Source organism: Oceanisphaera sp. (assembly GCF_052084945.1).
In the GTDB taxonomy this organism is placed as follows: Bacteria; Pseudomonadota; Gammaproteobacteria; order Enterobacterales; family Aeromonadaceae; genus Oceanimonas.
In genome coordinates this window covers 1-19,020 of sequence record NZ_JBQDEX010000047.1, presented here as the reverse complement: position 1 = coordinate 19,020, position 19,020 = coordinate 1, and the positions used below count along the sequence as shown (strand labels likewise).

The window sequence follows — 19,020 nt, the reverse complement described above, 5'->3', positions numbered from 1 at the left end:
GGTTTCCTGATTCTTGCCATGTAGCCCACACTAAAACGTAAATTTATATTTTTTATTTTACATGCAGCAACCTCCCTCTTCAACGTAAAATCTGATATTTACGTTTAGCGTCTATATTTTTATATGATATGCCCACTAAGCCTGACTGCTGAGCTAATCTAAGAGGGGAGAACAATCTCCCAAACGGTGGGAGGCCCACCATGACGGCTCCGGTATCTCGTTCTTTGTCTTAGGTCATAAAAACGAGATCCTGATGTGCATCAGGATGACGGGCTAAAACATCGCTGTGCGCTATAAGTTAAAAAAACACCGCTCTTTATGGGAGCGGTGTTTTAGGCTTGGTGTCTATTTTAGCTGGGCGCTTGATGCTATCTGTTAGATATAATTAAACAAGCTCATGCCTTGGATTTTACCAAACATGGTTTGGGTAGCTTGTAAGGCTACCATGGTTTGGCTAAATTCGCCGGTGGCTTTGGCATAATCTAGGTCTTCCATGCCACTGCGCAATTTGTCTAGGGTTAGGGTCATTTCGGCATGGGTTTCTTTTTGATTATCAAGGCGCTGCATACGGTTACCGGTGTCGGCACGCACTCGTGTAAAATGCCCGCCCATGGCGTCTAGTTCATCAAGAATGTCGATCATTTCACTTTGGCCACTGGGATTATGACCATCGGTTTCTAACCATTCTTTAGCACGGTTTAATACATCAAATACTCCAATGTCGTCTTGGCCGGTGCCATCTTGAACGTCTGAGTTTAAGACAATGCTATCACCAACTTTAGCTTCGCCCTGTACGACTATTTCTAGTCCATCAACCGCAATAGGAGTACCCGGTTGATAAGACAACTGCGGATCGGTTGGGGAGGCTGGCAATATTACATTATCATTTTCATCTTTAACTTGGTAAAACACTTCTTCTGAATCAGGATCTGCTGGTGTTACGCCAACAAACTCAACGGTGTATTTTTTTTGATCACCAAAAGTACCAGGATCTGTAATAGTGGCACTTTCAACCTTTACCTGATCTTCTCTTGGTTCGTTACCTAATTGGTAATCTACGGTAAAATCACCGCGCGGGTTAGGTACGCTACCAAAGACGTGTTCGCCACTATGGTTAAGCTCTACTTTTACGCTGTCACCAATTACCATTTGGCGCTCGCCACTGTCACCGTTATAAACAATATTGCCTTGGTTATCGAAAGTAAAAGGGTCGCTATCAGTCTGAAAACCACCAAAAATAGCTTGGCCAAACTCGTCTTTACTATTAGCAATATCTAACAGCTCATTTACTCGGCTTTCTAACTCAGATTTAAGAGCGTCACGTTCATTTTGCGTAATGGCCGGGTTATTAGCTTTAAGCATCAGCTCTTTAACTTGCTGAGTAATATTTTCACCACTGGTTAAGCCGGTCTCTTCACGGCGCAGGCGGTTTTCGGCCAAGTTAATATTGGTATTATATTGGTCAATTTTACGCAGTTCTTGCTTGTAGTTAAGAATACCGTTGGCAGATACAGGATCGTCACTGGGCTTTTCAACACGCTTACCCGACGACATTTGCCCAAGCTGCGTATTAGCCTGCGAAGTTCGGGCACTGATGTTGTCTAGGTTACGCTGAATAAATTGAAAACTAGAGATGCGCATAACGATTCCTTAGCGTATTTGCAAAAGCGTGTTCATGGTTTCTGAAGCCACGGTAACTACCCGTGCCGAGGCCATGTAAGACTGCTGATAACGAAGTAGGTTGGCCGCTTCTTCGTCTAAGTTGACACCCGATGTAGACAACATGCGATCGTAAGATTGATTATAAGCAGCGCCGGCGGCTTCGGCTTTTACACGCTGGTTTCTGGTTAGACCACCAATTTCTACGGCAGTTTTATTTAAACTGTCTGTTACCGTCGACTTGCCGTTATCGAGCCACTTTTTATTTTGTAAGTCGGCAAAGTTCAACGCGTTGGAGTTGTTACCTGAGCCTTTGGCTTGTTTAATAACAAACTGGTCAAACTCGGCAGGTGTGCCTTGAACGTTCATCTGTACATCGCCAAAGGTAATGCTGCCATCTGTGGGTTGGCCATCGAATAACGCAGGTAAAGTGCCATTTTTGTCGGTCACCACATATTTAACGCCACCAGCACCGTCGTCTTCTACCTTAACCGTTAGCGGATAATCCGCTTCAGGAATCGCCGTGGCTGGTGGGGTAGGCTCAACCACTTGCACCCCCACTTTACCCGTGCCGGTATTATCTTTGTTGGCATCGACCATAATCGAACCAGAGGCGGCAATTTGGTCACCGGTGTTAAGTTCGACTTTTAAATCGTTACCGCCTTGGCGGGTGGGTCGAATTTGCATTTCGTCGTTACTATTGGGCACATCACTTAAGGTGATGCTAATGCCTAAATCGGGCCGGTTGATGGTTTGCTCTGTGCTGGGCGGTGTGTTAGCCACATCAGCGGCATTAATCGCAAAGGTTTCACCCGAGGTAATATCGGTCAGCATATAGTCGCCACCGTGATACTTAAGGGTATATTCGCCGCCAGTTAATTTACCGGTATCGGTAATTTCTACTGCACCACTAATATTGGGATTACTACCCAAAAAGCGATTGGCTTGGGCTGCGGGGTCGTTAATGTCGGTGAAAAAGTTTTTACCTACTTCGCCATTTAAATCGACGCCCTGCTTTTGAACTTCGTTAAAAGCATCGGCAATAGCAATGGCTACCTTACCCATATCACTTAAGTTGGGGCCTAATATTTGGTCGCGATAATGAAATAAAGCCCCCATTTCGCCGCCTAATGCTTGGCTGCCTTTCACTCGTGTAGCATGCTCTGGGTTATTAGGGTTGCTTAAGTACAACTCCGTTTGCTGTGAGTCTGGTGAGCCTGGGCGTACTTCCATGGCATAGGCTTGGTTGCCGCTCACTAAGGGTTCACGGCCGCCTAGCATCACCGAGATCATGCCGTCTTTGTCTTTAAGGGTGGTGATTTTTACTTCTTGGCCTAACTCTTGAATAAGGCGATCGCGTTGATCTAATAAGTCGTTAGGAGAGCCATTTAAACCGGCATTTAAAATTTGTTGATTAAGCTCGGCAATGCCTGAAGTGAGCGAGGTCACGTGATCGGCTCGCGATTCTATGTCACGGTTTTTAATGGTCGTTTCTTGCTCTAACGCACTGTAATACTCGTTAAAGTGGTTGGTAATGTCTTTGGCATTGGCCAACATTAAGTCTCGGTTACCCAAGTTACCTGGGTTATCAACCACGGCGTTAATGGCCTGATACATATCATCTAAGCTTGAGGCCAGCCCTTCGTTAACGCCGGCCAAGCTTTGATCTAAAAAGCTCAGCTGATTATAGAGGGCTTCGGCGCCCGCTTTTTCAGTGTTATTAATTAATACATCTTTAAAGGCATACTCTTGATACATGCGAGTCACGTCGGTTACTCGCGTTCCTGTGCCATAAAACTGGCCACCAGAATACATTTGTATGGTGGTCATTTGCTCTACACGCTGGCGGCTAAAGCCCTCGGTGTTTACGTTGGCAATGTTATGACCAGTGGTCGCTAACTGCCCTTGTGCGGCCAGTAAGCCACTGACACCGGTTTGGTAAATATCAACAGCCATAAAGAATCCTTATGCTTGTGCTGCCAAGCGAGTAACGGTATTAAAAATAGAGCTGAGCTTATCGGCATATTTGGGATCGGTTGCGTATCCGGCCTGTTGCAGCTCTTTAAAATATTGTTCGGGTGACTCTGTTTGTTGCAAGGCGTTGCTGTAGCGCGGATTTTCATGCAAAAAGTCTACATAGTTGTTAAAGCTGTCGTTAAAGGAGTCATAAGCTCGAAATGGCGCTTTCACTTTAACGGCTACACCTTGTTCATATTCTAGGGTGTTTACCCAAGATTTTTCATTGTTCCAACTGTTATCGGCCTTAATGCCAAAAAGATTATGGCTAGAGCTATTATTTTTTGCGCCTATGATTTTTTTACCCCACCCCGTTTCCAATGCCGCCTGTGCCAACATGGCCTCGGGGGCAAGCCCCATGCGTTTACCGGCTTCTTTAGCGGCGGGCATTAAGCGGCGTACAAAATCTTCGGGTGAGCGAAAAGGCTCACTGGCACTGTACACAACGGCATCTTTATTAACGGCAGCTTGTAATGGCGGTTGGGCTTTTTGCTTAGCCTTTTCAACGGTCTTTTCAACACCCTCTGCGTCTAATGGCCGTACTATTTTGCCTTGTACTCGGCGCACGTCGGCAAGATCAAAATGACGAGCTTCGGGTTGGGCTTGTGTTTGTTCGCCCCCCAGTTGTTTGCTCACTAAATCAGCTAGGCCTAAACTGCCGCGACGGCTCAGCTCTGACGACATTTGTTGATCGTACATATCTTGATAATGTTCAGTATAGCGGCTGTTCATTGGGCCGTCGGCTTCAAACACCTTGTTGGCAGCGCGCATCGATTTAAACAGTTGTTGGGTAAACAGGCTTTCAAACTGACGAGCAGCTTCGTCTAGCGCTTTGCCTCTGTCTTCGGCAAAGCCTTGTTGGCGCAGTTGATCTAACCCTTGAATGTCGTTAACCAATAAGCTGTTATTGTATGAATCGACCGGTTTCATGCGCTACTCCTGAAAACATAGCTGTAAGCGTTAAGCTGTCAGCTGTAAGAAAAACCTAAAACCTATCTGCCACGGAATACACGGAAAAATCTGAAAAGACCTCTCTTGCCGTTAAACCGAAAAAACGGTCCAATAAATTGAACCCTATAATGTCTAAACCTAAACCTAGATCCTGACCTGCGTCAGGATGACGGCATAAGTGCAAGATCCTGATGGTCATCAGGATGACGGCTCAAAATACAAACACCACTCTGGTCTTGTGCCGTCATACCGTGTCACCACGGTATCTCGCTCTTGGTGTTAAAACCTAAAACCTAAAACCTAAAATCGAGATACTGACTTTCGTCAGGGTGACGGCATAAGTGCAAGATTCTGATGGTCATCAGAATGACGGCTCAAAACAAATATCGGCTCCAGATACTCTGCTGAGCGTCAAGATCTCGCGTTGATCTTTGTGCCCTACCATCGTTTTGGTCCAATGAATTGGCCCCTACAAAACACTCTGTCTTTTGTTTTGCTGGGCGCTGGGCGCTAGGTGCTGTTTTAAATAATCACCAACTCGCCTTGTATGGCGCCGGCTTGGCGTAGGGCTTCTAATATGGCGACCAAATCGCCTGGCGCTACGCCTACTTGGTTAACGGCGCGTACTAAATCATCTAATGTGGTGCCGGTATCCAGTTTAAACATGCGCCCGTCTTCTTGCTCTACATTAATATTACTATTAGGCACCACTTCTGTTTGTCCGCCACCAAACGCATTGGGTTGAGACACCTGTGGATTTTCTGAAATAGTAATAGTGAGTCCACCATGGGTAATGGCCGCCGGCTTTAATTGCACACTTTGGCCAATCACCACGGTACCGGTGCGCGAGTTAATAATTATTTTGGCGGCCTCATCGGCCACATCAACCACTAAGTTCTCTAAGGTGGATAAATAACTAACGCGTTGGCCTGGGTCTCGGGGGGCATACACCCGCACCGAGGTGGCATCTACTGCTTGCGCATTGTTAGGCCCCACCAAGTTATTAATAGCCTCGGCCATGTGCTTGGCCGTGGTAAAGTCGGAACGATGCAGGTTAAAAGTAATAGTATCCCCCCGGCCAAACGAGCTAGGCACTTCGCGCTCTACCATAGCGCCACCCGGAATACGGCCAACGGTAGGAATATTAATCATAATCGAGGAGCCATCAGCCCCTTCTGCGCCTAGGCCACCCACAACTAAGCTGCCTTGTGCCAGTGCATACACTCGCCCATCAACCCCTTTTAAGAAGGTTTGTAACAGTGTGCCACCGCGTAGACTTTTGGCTTCACCAATGGCCGAAACGGTAATATCGATAGTTTGCCCAGGCTTGGCAAACGCTGGTAACTCAGCATGTACGGCCACCGGTGCTACGTCTTTCATTTTGGGGCGCATATTTTCTGGCACTGTAATGCCAAAGTTATTGAGCATGGTTCTAAAGGTTTGTGCGGCAAAGGCGTTATTACGCTCACCGGTGCCGGGTAAGCCCACCACTAAGCCGTAGCCTACCAGTTGGTTGGCACGCACCCCTTCTACCGAGCTAATATCTTTAATTCGTGCTGCGTGAGCAGGAATTAAAGCGCCAGCTAATAAGGTCAAGCTCAGTAATATGGCGGTGAGCTGTTTCATGTAATTCTCCTGAACTTTAAAGGTTGAATGAACTCGACCCTACCAAACCTTAACACCAAGATCCTGACGGTCATCAGGATGACGGCAACAGCAATCATCAAAGGTCGAATGAATTCGACCCTACAAAATACGGCTTCAAGCTGCTTTAAAAAGGCATCCATTCGCTGTTAAAGAATTTGGCCAGCCAGCCGCGGCTCTGGGTGTTAGCAAAATCACCGGTACCACCGTAATAAATGCGAGCATTAGCGACGCGGTTAGAGGCTATACGATTATCAGACTCTATATCTTGCGGGCGGATCATGCCGCTAATACGCACATACTCTTCACCGGTATTAAGCATGATCCACTTTTCGCCCTGCACCATTAAATTACCGTTGGCTAACACTTGAGCCACACTCACGGTAATGCTGCCTTGTAAGCTATTGCTTTGATTGGTGTTGGCTTGGCCATCAAACTCATTATTTGAAGACAAAGACGCAGACAATGGATAACCAGCTACGGAAGCTGACACGCCACCTAAGCTAGGTGCGTTAATGTTTACGTTTGAGTCTTTTGCCTGATTAGTAGTGGCTTGCTTTTGAGCTCGGGTCGACTCAGCGAGATCGACAGTAATAATGTCGCCCACTCGATGTGCTTTAATATCGGAATATAAATTGTTGGCGTAATTATCCTGAAAAATAGAGCCGCTAGGTTCAAGTTCTTGCTCAGTTAAGCTTGGGATAACCGGCGCAAATTCAGGATCATCCGGCTTAGGGGTATAAGGCGTACTGGTACACCCCGCCAATCCCAAAAGCACTAACACGACCCAGCTAAAAGAGGCTAAATTCATTTGCATCATATTGGTCCTTTTACTGCTCACCATTATAATTGCTGGTTAACGTAGGCCATCATGTCATCAACGGCTGAAATCACCTTAGAGTTCATCTCATATACTCGCTGGGCCTGTATTAGGTTTACCAACTCTTCGGTAACATTGACGTTAGAGCTTTCTAACATGCCCTGTTTAATGGTGCCGTAACCGTCGGCACCGGCAATACCTTGCATAGCGGCGCCACTAGATTGAGTTTCTAGGTATAAGTTTTCCCCTTTTGGCTGCAAGCCTGCAGGGTTGGCAAAATCACTAATAATCAGCTGACCAATAATTTGTGATTCGGCTTGTCCTGCTATTTGGATGGACACTTCACCATTGGTACCCACACTAATACTTTGTGCGTTATCTGGTATCTGCATTTCTGGCTGAATAGGGTAACCATTACCAGGGCTAACAATTACGCCTTCTTCGTTAAGTGCTAGCTGGCCGTTACGGGTATAGCCTGTGGTGCCGTCTGGCAATAACATTTCAAAAAAACCACGGCCATCAATCATAACATCCAGCGCATTATCTGTGGTTTGCACGCTACCTTGAGTAAAGGTTTTTTGCGTGGCCACTACTTTACTACCCGCCCCTAACATTAAGCCAGAGGGTAAGTTAGTGTCGGCAGTAGCTCGGCCACCGGGCTGATGAATATTTTGATAGAGCAAATCTTCAAAAATACCGCGGCCTTTTTTAAAGCCTACGGTACTGGCGTTAGCTAGGTTATTAGAGGTCACTGAGATATTAGTCTGCTGTGCATCTAAGCCGGTTTTACTAATCCATAATGCGGGGTTCATGATGTTCTCCTTTAGATGCGCAGCAGCTGAGCATGGGCTTTATCGTTTTCTTCCGCATGGCTCATCATTTTTAGTTGAGTTTCAAAGCGGCGCTGCAAATCAATTAAATGGGTCATTTCGGCTACGGGGTTCACGTTACTGCCTTCAAGTACGCCGGCCAATAGCTGTACATCGGCAGACGGGGCTTCTGCTTGCCCGTCTTTACGGCGAAATAGGCCGTCGGTACCTTTTTCTATATCTGCATTATTAGGCAGTACCGTTTTAATACGCTGCAATTCTTCGCCGCCATTAACGGGCTCACCTTCTAGGCGCGCAAAGATGGTGCCGTCTTTGTTTATTTCCATTTTCTCTAATGGTAGTGGCAAAAAAATAGGCGCCCCGCCATCATCTAGCACATTAAGGCCGGTACTGGTTTGCAGTGAGCCTTCGGATGTCACTTGCAAGTTACCAAATCGGGTATAAGCTTCGCTGCCATCTTTTGCCTCAACCGCCAACCAGCCGTCACCTGCTACGGCAACGTCAAGATCTCGTCCCGTGGTTTGTATGGGGCCAGAGGCAAAACTTTGCCCAGGTCGCTCTGTCATGGCAAATACCCGGGTTGGCAAACCTTCGCCAAAGGCTTGCATGGCACGAGCTTGCTCCATATCGGCTTTAAAGCCGGTGGTATTGGCGTTGGCCAAGTTGTTGGAGCGTACGGCCACGCTGTGCATGTTTTCTTTGGCGCCAGACATGGCAATATAAAGTAAATGATCCATTTCAGCTCCGTCGGTTTGTTAGCCGAATACATACTGATTAATGCTGAACAGTCGCAAGGCTCTGCCACTGACCGTTAATTTATTACACTATTGCTTAAATACAATGCAAGATTAATGCCACAAAGAAAGCGCTACGTCTAACGCTGTACGCCCTACGTTAAAAAAACAGGCAGCGCCGAGCTTCAAGGCAAAACCAGCACTTGGGTCATTGCGAGGTACGAAGCAATCCATTTCAAAAGAGAGCGAAACGTCTACCGCTGTACGTCCTACGTTAAAGAAAACAGGCAGCGCCGAGCGCCCGGCGCCAAGCACCAAGCTAACCCTTTTTGGGAGCTGTCAGCCAACTCCTTCGGGGAGCGCTACGTCTACCGCTGTACGCCCTACGTTAAAGGTAAAACAGGGTTGATTTTTCGTACCGCGTTTAACGTAAGGCGTAGAACTGTTTGTTGGCTGGATTGCCGCGTCGTTGCACTCCTCGCAATGACGGCACACTTAGGGAAGCGGTACATTTAACGCCGCTTTACGTAAAAAAACACCGCTCTGTTAAAGGAGCGGTGTTTTTTTCTGATAGCTGACAGCTTACGGCTGAAAGCTATGTTTTAACGTATTTGCAGTATGGTCTGCTGTAGGGTGCTGTTCACTTCTAGGGCACGAGAGTTGGCCTGGAAGTTACGTTGCGCGGTAATTAAGTCTACCAACTCTGAGGTTAAGTCAGTATTAGATTGCTCTAATGCCGCCACACTCACTTTACCAAACACCCCGGTATTAGGTTGACCAGTCACCACATCACCCGATAGCAAAGACTCGCGCCATTGGGTATCACCAATTTGTGTTAAGCCTTGCTCGTTAGGGAAGCGCGCCATGGCCACTATGCCTAGGTTTTCAGTTGAACCATTACTGTAAGTCGCTTGCACTAAGCCATCTGGGCCAACATCGACCTTGGTTAAACGACCGACTGTGGTACCGTCTTGGGTAGACTCTGTTACTTCAAACGCGCCCGAGTTAAGCGTGGCGGACGGTACTTTGATCATTATCTGCTGATTAGGATCTGAACCATTAGTAAAGCCTAACGCTTCAGTTTCAAACTCTGTCGGTAAAGGAGCCGTTAAGGAACCACTGTTATCAAACTCAAGGGTTAAGCTGTTCTCCGGCGGTGTGGATGAATCGCTTTTCATCACCCCATCGACGGCAACTCGCATTTCCCACTGGTTATCTGTAATAGGAGGTGTCACATTAGGGTTAGGCCCAGTTTTAGTGAAGTACTGAGTTAGCGTGTGAGTATCTCCCATAGAGTCATAAATAGTCATGGAAGTCGATGAAGTATAGGTAGCAGAGTCGGTGGCATCAAAAGCTATACCCGCTCTGTCTATCGCATCCGCTTTAGTGGGTAAGTTAATGCCTGTTCTTGCCTCTTCCGTCGCTTGAGGCTGACCGGCTTTATCAGGAATTTTTAACGCCTGGGTACTATTAATCCCTAGCCCTGCGGGCGTGCCATCTTCGTTAGCTTTATAGGTCTGTAAGAAATGCCCTTGTGAGTTAGTGACATAACCCTCGTCATTAAGACGAAAGGCACCGGCACGGGTAAAGGTGCGGTCTAGGGTGTCCATTTCATTGGCCATCACAAAAAAGCCACTACCGTTAATCGCCATATCTAGCGAGTTATTGGTAAACTGTAGCGCACCTTGGTGAAACTGCTGTGACACGGCGGCGGTTTGTACACCACTACCGGTTTGAGTTTTAGCATTGGCAAAAATAGAGTTGGCATATACGTCGGCAAACTCAGCGCGAGATTCTTTAAATCCCAGCGTATTAACGTTGGCAATGTTATTGGCCGTCACGTCCAAATCTTTCTGCGCCGCGTTAACGCCACTAAGGGCTATATTAAAAGACATTTATGTGCTCCTTACGCGGCTTTATTGCCGGCAATTTCAAGTACTTGGTTTAAGGGAATGCCCCCTAAACCTGATAAGTTAACCAAGGTAGGGCTATTGGCACTGCCCAAAGTGACACTGTCTACTCGGCCAAAGGTTAAGGCATTTAAATCTTCGCGCTGGTTATCCACCAAGCCACTCACTTTCACCTTATAACGGCCAGTACCAACTGGCTGTCCCTGATCGTTGAGTCCGTCCCAAGTAAAAGGGACGTTACCCCGCTGGGGCCCTTCTAAGCTCATAGAGCGTATTAGCTCGCCCTCTTCGTTTTCGATACGAATAACTACGTTGTCTGCCCCCTCACCGGTAACGGCCACGCCTTCTATGGGCTCAGACTCATCCCAATAAGCTACATCACTGGGTAACAGTACTTTTTGCCCCACTAAACTTGATGCTTGTAGTGCCTGGCTTGAGGTCATTACTTCACTTAAGCCCGAGAGTTTTTCACTCATTTGGTTAATACCATCGGCACTGGTGAAAGCCGTCATTTGTGCAATCATATCGGAGTTATCAGCCGGATCAAACGGATCTTGATAGGCCAACTGTTGCGTCATAAGAGCAAAGAAATCTTCTTGACCAAGCTCGGTACGCCCCGGATCTTTCGCTTTATCGGCAGGGCTTTGTTCGCCTGGCCACTTCATGCCATCTAGGTAGTCTTGGTTAACTTGCATATTGGATTACCCCTTACCTAAGCGCAGTGTTTGTTGCAGCATTTGTTTAGCTGCATCGGCTACTTGCACGTTTGTTTGGTAGTTACGCGAGGCACTTAGCATATCGGTCATTTCTTCTACCACATTCACGTTTGGCTTATAAATAAAGCCTTCGGCATCTGCCATAGGATGATCGGGATGAAACTCTTTCAGTAATGGCTTGTCTGTTTCAACTACGCCCATAACTTTAACACCGACACTTTCTTGGCGGTCTGACAATGCCTGATCTAAGTCAGCAGCAAACACCGGCTTACGGGCGCGGTAGGTTTCATTCACACTTGAACTGACACTGTCGGCGTTAGCCAAGTTACTGGCGGTTGTATTTAGCCGTACCGACTGCGCACTCATGGCACTGCCGGAAATATCAAATACCTTAAATAGGCTCACATTGACTCTCCTTTAATGGCTTTTAGCAGACCGCTGATTTTACTGTTTAAAAACTCAAGCGAAGCCTGATATTGCAAGGCGTTTTCCATATAGCTATTACGCTCGGTTTGCACATCTACCGTATTACCATCACCGGTATCAGGTTGATTGGGCACCCGAAACTGCACACTACCAGGCGGAGCTAAATCAACAGCAAAGTGTTGCTGATTCGTGCGGCTAAGCGAAAAACCTTGGCCAGTTTGCGCCTGCTCTAATGCGGTATTAAAGTCCATATCTTTGGCTTTGTAACCTGGCGTATCGGCGTTAGCCAAGTTACCTGCCAATAATTCCGCCCGGCCAGAACGTGTGACTAAGGCGTGTTGATGAATACCAAAGGCTTTATCGAAGGAAATCGTCACCCGGCACCTCTTGCAGCTACGTTATTGCCACCGAGTGGCATAATATTGCCGCCTAGTAGCTTAAATTAGTGAGAAGCGGTGAACGATAGCTCTTGTTCATGCCTCCCGCTTTGTTACTGTTATACCAAGCAAGACCTATGCCAACTGTTAAAATTGCAGTACTAAAACAACACTGCCCCCATTAATAACATTAACGGGGGCAGAGAAGAGAACTCAAAATGATTGCTACTTCAGCCGATAGATGATGCCAGGGTTACAGCGGATCATTTCAAATTTATCTGATAAGCCGGTCAGCGACTCTGACGCTCCTAGTAGTAAGTACCCCCCAGGGTTTAACGAGTGCGCAAACTGGTTAAGGATTTTGGTTTTATTTGCTGGAGAAAAGTAAATAAGCACGTTACGACAAAATATAATGTCAAACTTACCCAATAAGCTGTAGCTGTCTAGCAAGTTAAAGGGACGAAAAGACACCATATTTCTCACTTTATCTTTTAACTGCATTTTACCATCAGCTAACGGAGTAAAAAAATGGCTTCTTCGCTCCGGGGATAAACCACGCGCTAGGGATAGGCTATCGTAAATTCCTTTTTTACAGTGCTCTAGCATACTCGTCGAAATATCAGTGGCCACAATTTGCAGCCCTGGCAAACCACCGGGTTTGTGCGCCTGATACTCTAGCGCCGTCATTGCAATCGAGTAGGGCTCTTGACCAGAAGAACTGGCAGAAGACCATATTTTTAACGTTTTACCCGGCTTAGCAAGTTCAGGGAATAACTTTTCACTGAGTAAAGTAAAAGGATAAGCATCACGAAACCATAGCGTTTCGTTCGTCGTCATCGCATCAATCACAGCTGTTTTAAGCTCTCGCTCACGAGGCAACATACTTTTAGCCACTAAGTCATCTAATGACTCTAATTGAAAGCGAGTTAATAGCGGCGACAAGCGGCTTTTTACTAAATACTGTTTATTATCACCCAGCACTATGCCTGTGCTAGTTTCAAGAAACTGGCAAAACGCTCGATACTGTTGGTCGGTCAGATTCTTCATCAATTACCTGTTCCTTTATACCTATTTTAGAGTGCGCTTTTCACGGCTGTTGCCAACTCATCAGGGTGGAACTTCGCAATAAAATCGTTCGCCCCTACTTTTTCAATCAATGCTTTATTAAACACACCACTTAAAGAGGTATGTAAAATGACATGCAAACCTTTTAGTGATGGATTATTTCTAATTTCAGCAGTAAGAGTGTAACCGTCCATCTCAGGCATTTCCACATCAGAAATGACCATAGATAACTGTTCGTTAATTGGGCCAATAGCAGCTAATTCTTTAAGCTTATCAAGGGCGAGTCGACCATTTTCTGTCACTATAACCTCAAAGCCTAAGCTTACAAGTGTGTTATAAATTTGACGGCGTGCTACGGAGGAGTCATCGGCTATCAAAATAGGCTTTTGATCCGCTGTGGTTAAACCAGACACTTCATCCACTAACTCATCTCTTACCACAGAATGAGCAGGAATAATTTCATCAAGAATTTTTTCTACGTCTAGAATTTCAACCAACTCACCATCTATTTCAGTAACTGCGGTCATGTAGTTAGAGCGACCTGCTCCTTTGGGGGGCGGCAAAATAGATTCCCAGTTAACGTTAATAATACGCTCAACTGAGTTGACTAAAAAACCTTGTATGGTGCGGTTATACTCAGAAATAATAACAAAACTGTTATCTATATCTGCAATAGGACGCCCACCCATGGCTTTACTGATATCGATAATAGAAATAGTCTGGCCACGAATGTTCGCTACCCCTTTAATCACTGAGCTGCGCTGGGGAAAAGCAGTTAAGTTTGGGCATTGCAGCACCTCTTTTACCTTGAACACGTTAATGCCAAATCTTTGACGGCCATTAAGTTTAAATAGTAATAACTCTAACCTATTTTGCCCAACAAGCTGTGTTCTTTGGTTGACTGAGTCAAGTATTCCCGCCATCACCCTTTCTCCGTATACGCCATCACCAAAAGGCTTAATGGCATGCTTTATGCATATTTTAGTTTAAACTGCGACTATCCGTGCGCTTTAATGCTAGCCTATCACTCACACTCTGCGGACGCCAACTGAGACCAACTTACCTTTTCTTATCGGCCACGAGGTAGTAATGCTTAGAAACATTTTCTTATTATGTGTGATTGCTCGCTCTTTTGTGCGATCAAGCTACAAAATAGTGTTATATAAAAAAAATTTAGTGCCTATATTACTGCTTGCGGGCTTAACTGCAGAGTCTCAAGCACAAATAAATAGTTCGTCTGCACATGAAGCGATTCGTCATTATGCCGAAGACTATGTGCGAGACTTAGTTGCTACCCAGCCAGATGATAAGTTAGAGGTTAATGCCGCAAGCATTGATACACGAGTGCAACTAACAGAATGTTTGGGGAAGCTGACCGCCAACATTAGGGGCTCAGGTGAAATAAAGCGCAACACTCATGTCTATTTACAGTGCCACGAAACACCAAGCTGGGATTTATTTGTGCCGGTTAGGGTGCGCATTCTTAAACCCGTGGTAACAGCACTAGACCCTATCGCACGCAATACGCTACTACAAGCGTCGCATCTCACCATTGAGTATGAAGATGAAGTATTATTACGCGGTGATATTTTTAGCCGAGTCAGTGAATTAGTGGGCTCTCGCAGTAAGCGCGATTTACGCCCAGGGCAGCCCATAAGAAGCAGCCAACTTTGTGTCGTATGTAAAGGTGACAAAGTTAGCATTTTGGCAAAAACAGGGGGGCTTATGCTAAGAACGGATGGCATTGCTGAAGAAGATGGCTCATTTAATGACAGCATTCGCGTGAGCAACCTCAATTCAGGTCGAAAAATCAGCGCTCGAGTCATGGCCGCAGGTCAAGTACAGGTTAAATTATAAATTCTGCTAAAGTTGTTGTGTACTAGGCCGATACCCCTTGTACGCAGCAGCAGAATTAGGACACTTATATTATGGCTATCGATAAATTACCCGCAGGTTTAGGCAATAGCACGCCACTAACAACCAATAAGTACAAACAAAACATTGGTAACGAAGCGGCGCCTAATGCAGCAAAAAATACGGTTTCTCCTTCTCAAGACTCCGTTACGCTTACCCCTCAGGCTCAGCGCCTTAGTCAGGTACAGCAAAACTTGGCTAACACCTCTGCGCCTGATAATAGCGCTAAAATAGCGGCGCTAAAAAAAGCCGTTAATGAGGGATCTTATCAAGTAGACAGTGATAAACTTGCTGCCAACATTTCAAGTTTTGAACAGGACTTAAAAGGCCTCTAATATGTCGCTTGCTGCGCTGCTAGAAACCCAACGCTTACAACTTGAGCAACTGCTAGAGATTACCGAGCAGGAGCTTGAGTTAATTACGCAACGAAAAGCATTAGAACTGCCTCCGTTAGCCGAGAGTAAGCAGGCCTTGCTTACTGTTATTCAAAAAACCGACGGCGAGCTGGCTCACCACCCAGACCGAGTTCAATTAAGCAATGAGTTTAAAGAACAGGTTAGTCTGTTACGTGATTTAGTCAGTAAGTGCCAAGAACGCAGCCAAGTCGCTGAGCAGCTGCTAGAACAGTCATTAAATGGTATTCGTCAGTTAAGCAATATTTTAAGTAAGCTGCATGAACGACAAAGTATGACTTATGATCAAAAAGGTCATACCAAGGGCATTAATAAAGGCACTGGCTTTAAAGTTTAATTTATAGCGCCAGACGCCAAGCTCAAAAAAACACCACTTTGATACATATATAGAGTGGTGTTTTTTTTATGATCGTCATTTTTAATCTCTTCAACATTCAACATTCAACATTCAACATTATCCTACTCCCCACGACGTAACTTTTCATAACGGTTTAAATCTAACTCTAGTTCGGTTATGTACATATCACCGTCGGGGTAGCTATTCACCACTTGAGCCCCTCGCACTACGCCACGACTACTGTTACTAACAGTGCCATCTTGTAAAATATGGCTATTCATAGTGCTAGAGCTAGACGACATTACGCCCCCTAATTGCTCTGTGAGCTCACGATAAGCATCCAGTTTAGAAGCACGCATCGCGTGTAACAGTTTCTGCTGATAATCCGCAGGGCTTTGCAGGCTAATAGGCGCGTACCCTACCGCCTGCAGTGGCTCACTTTTATTAAACAGCGATGACTGTGTGCTACAGCCACTTAAAAGCACCAGCAATATCAGCCCATACTTACTTCGCATAACGTCTCCTTTCTGCCGGTGTTATGACACGAGTTTGTGGGCCTTTGGCTCTCAGCAAACCGGCCACTAAATACTCAGGAATAAACTGCTGAGCACTGGCTATAAGGCTATTATCCCCCATGGACACCAAACGAGCATTAATTAAGCGTCCCCCAGTGGTTTCACTTACAGTGCCGTGCAACAAATAACGCGCATCAATTCGTGGGCTTAACTGACGATAATCTCGGCTGGTACTAATATCACCTTCGGGGGTGATACGAATAAAGGGCAAGGCTTTAAAGTCAACGACTCGCAGGCCATATTGATTAAGCTGAAACATCATAGTTTCGGACAGTAAGCGACTAAAATCGTCTTGGCTTTGGTAGTCTTGCTGATCAACAAAACCACTAACAGCAATGCCAGACTGCTCATTAAGATTGTGTGCACTAGACACTAAACGATACGCTAATGCCGACATATGCTGTTGTATTTGAGTTTGGCCGCCCACTAAAGAAGGACCCGCCTGAGGAAGATGAGCACTGCGCGTATCAGATCTCATGCGCATAGGAACGCCGTCTTGGCTGTGGCGAGGCGACATATCGGGCCCGACTAATGGCCCAAGCAGTTTATTGTTAATATAATGAGACGCATGATCATGAGGCAAATAATGATGTTCAGCATCAAACTGCTGCGCCGGCAGTGCTTGTTCTTGCTCTGCAGGGGTGGTGCACGCTGCTAACCCCAGCACCGTCACTAGCAAAAAGGCTTTACTCATCATGACTCCCATTGTAATAGATAATATCCATTAGGCTATCGGCTCTGCTGCCATAAACTTTACTGACCATTAGCATGACAAACTTGGCACACGCGCATAACAGCCATGGCTCAGCATAACAGAAAAGCGAATAACACGCCGAACGCCTTGCATATAATACCAGTCTACCCCGAGCGTAGGGTCGAATTTATTCGACCTCTTTAGGCCTTGCTATGGTGGTTAGTTTTACCAGATCAGGATAGCTACTAAATTATCTCTCTTAATTTTAGCGCTTGTCTTGTTACGCTTAACAGCTATCTAATGGCAAGCTTTTTGCATAATCCTTGCCAACATTGATTAACGTCGTTATTTAATTCAATAGCCTTTTTACCATAGGTGACTCCGTGCCAATAAAAGCCCTTTTGCTCTCGTTATTTTTATTATTGCCGCTGGCATTACCGTTAACGGCACATGCCGATTGGTATCAAACCCAAGGGTCGGCACCACTAAGCGCAGGAAAAGAGACTGCGCGCCAACAAGCATTAGAGCAAGCACTTACCGAGGCACTGCTGCAAGCCGGTGCTTCTCTTACTACCGTTCAATCAGTAACCAATGGTGCCTTGTTAGAGCAGCGGCTAGATATTGCCGCCCAAGGTGAGCTGATGGATTATGTCATTTTAAAAGAGTGGAGTTCACAGGGGCGCTTATGGCTTACGCTAAGGGCCGATATCTGGCCAGATAAAGCAATCACTCCCCAATGCAATAGTCATTACCACCCAGGTATTACGCTAACGCGCTTTGCTATTCAGTATCCAGAACAGGCAAGATTTGGGCAAATTTATGATTTGGGCACCGCTGTTACTGCCAGACTTACGCAGCAGCTCTCCCCCATCGTCAATTTAATGACGAGCCTCCCTCATCAAGTGCTCACCGATCAGCGCTTACCCCGCAGCCCAGGGCTACGCCAAGGCGCCGATGTATTAGGAAAGCAGCAGCAGTCTCGGTTACTGCTAAGCGGTGTGATTAACGATATAAGCATGGAGGAAGGTAATTGGATGAAGTGGAGCTTAAGTGATATGCCGCGCCAGTTTGCCTTGAATGTAACCCTAGAAGACAGTTTTACTGGTGAACAGCTATTGCAAAAGCACTACCAAGTAGAAGCTCCTTGGGGCTATAGCAAGCACGCTAAAGTAAGAGTACAAGAGCAAAACTTTTGGCATTCTAGTTATGGGCAATCGGCCGATCAGCTATTACAGCAAGTGGTCAGAGACGTGGTAAGTGCCCAGTCATGCATGAAGGCCATTGGCCATATTTTACAACAGTCTGATGAAGGTATTTTAATGGATTTAGGGCGTCAAGCCGGCATTAAACCGGGTGATCGTTTTACCCTTGTTCACCGCCGACAAATACAACCCGGTTATTACAGTGAAACGTCTTCAGAGGCGCAATTTGTGGTGCAACAAAGCCATACCGACTATAGCCTGCTAGCCCCGGCTGATCATAATGCCAAACAAGTTAGGATCACCCCTGGAGATGTCCTCACCGCGCTGCATTAATAGCAATTTAAGTGCCAAGCTCTACTAACCTACTGCGAGCGTAGCGCGGCAATCCACTCCAAAACAAAGCTATACGTTAAAAAACACGGGTAAAGCGAACGGACTAAGATAAACCAGTAAGGAGTAAGGAGAAAATACCAAACCCGCTCTGTCGTCTTGCGCTTTAGCTGCAAGTCTTGCGGAGCAAGAAGCTTGTTCTTATCCCCCTTACACCTCACCGTTTTCCGTACCGCGCTCGGCGTAAAGCGTATAGCTGTCTGTTAAATGGATTGCCGCGTCGTTGCACTCCTCGCAATGACGAAATGGGTTGGAACTCTTGTTATACCAATCTGTAAAACTAACTGATCAAAATTTTTCGCCACGCTTGTTTGTTACAGAGAGGCACGGAAGAACACGGAACAATA

The 19,020-nt window shown here is 46.1% G+C and carries 19 protein-coding genes; 4 read left to right on the top strand and 15 right to left on the bottom strand.

Annotated elements, in window-relative coordinates; all coding sequences use genetic code 11:
- Positions 1-375: 375 nt before the first annotated feature.
- From flgL to ACTHY5_RS06150, 13 genes are all read right to left on the bottom strand, one after another.
- Positions 376-1,641 carry a flagellar hook-associated protein FlgL gene (flgL, locus tag ACTHY5_RS06210; protein ID WP_441877821.1) on the bottom strand — a complete coding sequence of 422 codons (1,266 nt, stop codon included), beginning with the start codon at positions 1,639-1,641 and terminating at the stop codon, positions 376-378.
- 9 nt (positions 1,642-1,650) lie between these two features.
- Entirely contained in the window at positions 1,651-3,615 is a 1,965-nt protein-coding gene (gene flgK / locus ACTHY5_RS06205; RefSeq protein ID WP_441877820.1) for a flagellar hook-associated protein FlgK, read from the bottom strand.
- A gap of 9 nt (positions 3,616-3,624) precedes the next feature.
- On the bottom strand, positions 3,625-4,605 hold the full coding sequence (gene flgJ / locus ACTHY5_RS06200) for a flagellar assembly peptidoglycan hydrolase FlgJ (protein WP_441877818.1): 981 nt from the start codon (positions 4,603-4,605) through the stop codon (positions 3,625-3,627).
- Between the two features lie 543 nt (positions 4,606-5,148).
- Positions 5,149-6,252 carry a flagellar basal body P-ring protein FlgI gene (locus tag ACTHY5_RS06195; protein WP_441877816.1) on the bottom strand — a complete coding sequence of 368 codons (1,104 nt, stop codon included), beginning with the start codon at positions 6,250-6,252 and terminating at the stop codon, positions 5,149-5,151.
- 145 nt (positions 6,253-6,397) lie between these two features.
- The gene (gene flgH, locus ACTHY5_RS06190) at positions 6,398-7,087 is read right to left on the bottom strand and encodes a flagellar basal body L-ring protein FlgH (protein WP_441877823.1); all 690 of its coding nucleotides are present in this window, start codon (positions 7,085-7,087) and stop codon (positions 6,398-6,400) included.
- Positions 7,088-7,113: 26 nt separating this feature from the next.
- Positions 7,114-7,902 carry a flagellar basal-body rod protein FlgG gene (flgG, locus tag ACTHY5_RS06185; RefSeq protein WP_208005843.1) on the bottom strand — a complete coding sequence of 263 codons (789 nt, stop codon included), beginning with the start codon at positions 7,900-7,902 and terminating at the stop codon, positions 7,114-7,116.
- An 11-nt stretch (positions 7,903-7,913) separates the two neighbouring features.
- Positions 7,914-8,657, bottom strand: a complete 744-nt coding sequence (flgF, locus tag ACTHY5_RS06180) for a flagellar basal-body rod protein FlgF (RefSeq protein WP_441877814.1) — start codon at positions 8,655-8,657, stop codon at positions 7,914-7,916.
- A 599-nt stretch (positions 8,658-9,256) separates the two neighbouring features.
- On the bottom strand, positions 9,257-10,549 hold the full coding sequence (flgE, locus tag ACTHY5_RS06175; protein WP_441877812.1) for a flagellar hook protein FlgE: 1,293 nt from the start codon (positions 10,547-10,549) through the stop codon (positions 9,257-9,259).
- A gap of 11 nt (positions 10,550-10,560) precedes the next feature.
- Complete coding sequence (locus ACTHY5_RS06170) at positions 10,561-11,259, bottom strand: flagellar hook assembly protein FlgD (RefSeq protein WP_441877810.1); 699 nt, start codon at positions 11,257-11,259, stop codon at positions 10,561-10,563.
- A 6-nt stretch (positions 11,260-11,265) separates the two neighbouring features.
- Positions 11,266-11,685: a flagellar basal body rod protein FlgC gene (gene flgC, locus ACTHY5_RS06165; protein ID WP_441877808.1), complete on the bottom strand. Its 420-nt coding sequence runs from the start codon at positions 11,683-11,685 to the stop codon at positions 11,266-11,268.
- Positions 11,682-12,083, bottom strand: a complete 402-nt coding sequence (flgB, locus tag ACTHY5_RS06160) for a flagellar basal body rod protein FlgB (protein WP_441877806.1) — start codon at positions 12,081-12,083, stop codon at positions 11,682-11,684. The genes flgC and flgB overlap by 4 nt, the downstream gene beginning before the upstream one ends.
- A 225-nt stretch (positions 12,084-12,308) precedes the next feature.
- The gene (locus tag ACTHY5_RS06155; RefSeq protein WP_441877804.1) at positions 12,309-13,130 is read right to left on the bottom strand and encodes a CheR family methyltransferase; all 822 of its coding nucleotides are present in this window, start codon (positions 13,128-13,130) and stop codon (positions 12,309-12,311) included.
- A gap of 26 nt (positions 13,131-13,156) precedes the next feature.
- Positions 13,157-14,071, bottom strand: a complete 915-nt coding sequence (locus ACTHY5_RS06150; RefSeq protein WP_441877803.1) for a chemotaxis protein CheV — start codon at positions 14,069-14,071, stop codon at positions 13,157-13,159.
- Between the two features lie 166 nt (positions 14,072-14,237).
- Here ACTHY5_RS06150 and flgA point away from each other — a divergent pair, with 166 nt between their 5' ends.
- From flgA to flgN, 3 genes are all read left to right on the top strand, one after another.
- Positions 14,238-15,005: a flagellar basal body P-ring formation chaperone FlgA gene (gene flgA / locus ACTHY5_RS06145; protein WP_441877801.1), complete on the top strand. Its 768-nt coding sequence runs from the start codon at positions 14,238-14,240 to the stop codon at positions 15,003-15,005.
- Positions 15,006-15,076: 71 nt separating this feature from the next.
- Positions 15,077-15,397, top strand: coding sequence for a flagellar biosynthesis anti-sigma factor FlgM (gene flgM, locus ACTHY5_RS06140; protein ID WP_441877799.1), 321 nt, complete (start codon positions 15,077-15,079; stop codon positions 15,395-15,397).
- Between the two features lies 1 nt (position 15,398).
- Positions 15,399-15,812 (top strand): flagellar export chaperone FlgN, encoded by a 414-nt coding sequence (gene flgN, locus ACTHY5_RS06135; protein WP_441877797.1) that lies wholly within the window; start codon positions 15,399-15,401, stop codon positions 15,810-15,812.
- A gap of 122 nt (positions 15,813-15,934) precedes the next feature.
- On the opposite strand, the gene ACTHY5_RS06130 is transcribed toward flgN, so the two are convergent.
- Both ACTHY5_RS06130 and ACTHY5_RS06125 read right to left on the bottom strand, forming a co-directional pair.
- Positions 15,935-16,327, bottom strand: coding sequence for an LPP20 family lipoprotein (locus ACTHY5_RS06130; protein WP_441877795.1), 393 nt, complete (start codon positions 16,325-16,327; stop codon positions 15,935-15,937).
- Complete coding sequence (locus ACTHY5_RS06125) at positions 16,317-17,081, bottom strand: FlgO family outer membrane protein (protein ID WP_441877793.1); 765 nt, start codon at positions 17,079-17,081, stop codon at positions 16,317-16,319. The genes ACTHY5_RS06130 and ACTHY5_RS06125 overlap by 11 nt, the downstream gene beginning before the upstream one ends.
- A gap of 383 nt (positions 17,082-17,464) precedes the next feature.
- Between ACTHY5_RS06125 and ACTHY5_RS06120 the strand changes: the two genes are divergently transcribed.
- Positions 17,465-18,616 (top strand): flagellar assembly protein T N-terminal domain-containing protein, encoded by a 1,152-nt coding sequence (locus ACTHY5_RS06120; protein WP_441877791.1) that lies wholly within the window; start codon positions 17,465-17,467, stop codon positions 18,614-18,616.
- Positions 18,617-19,020: the final 404 nt, after the last annotated feature.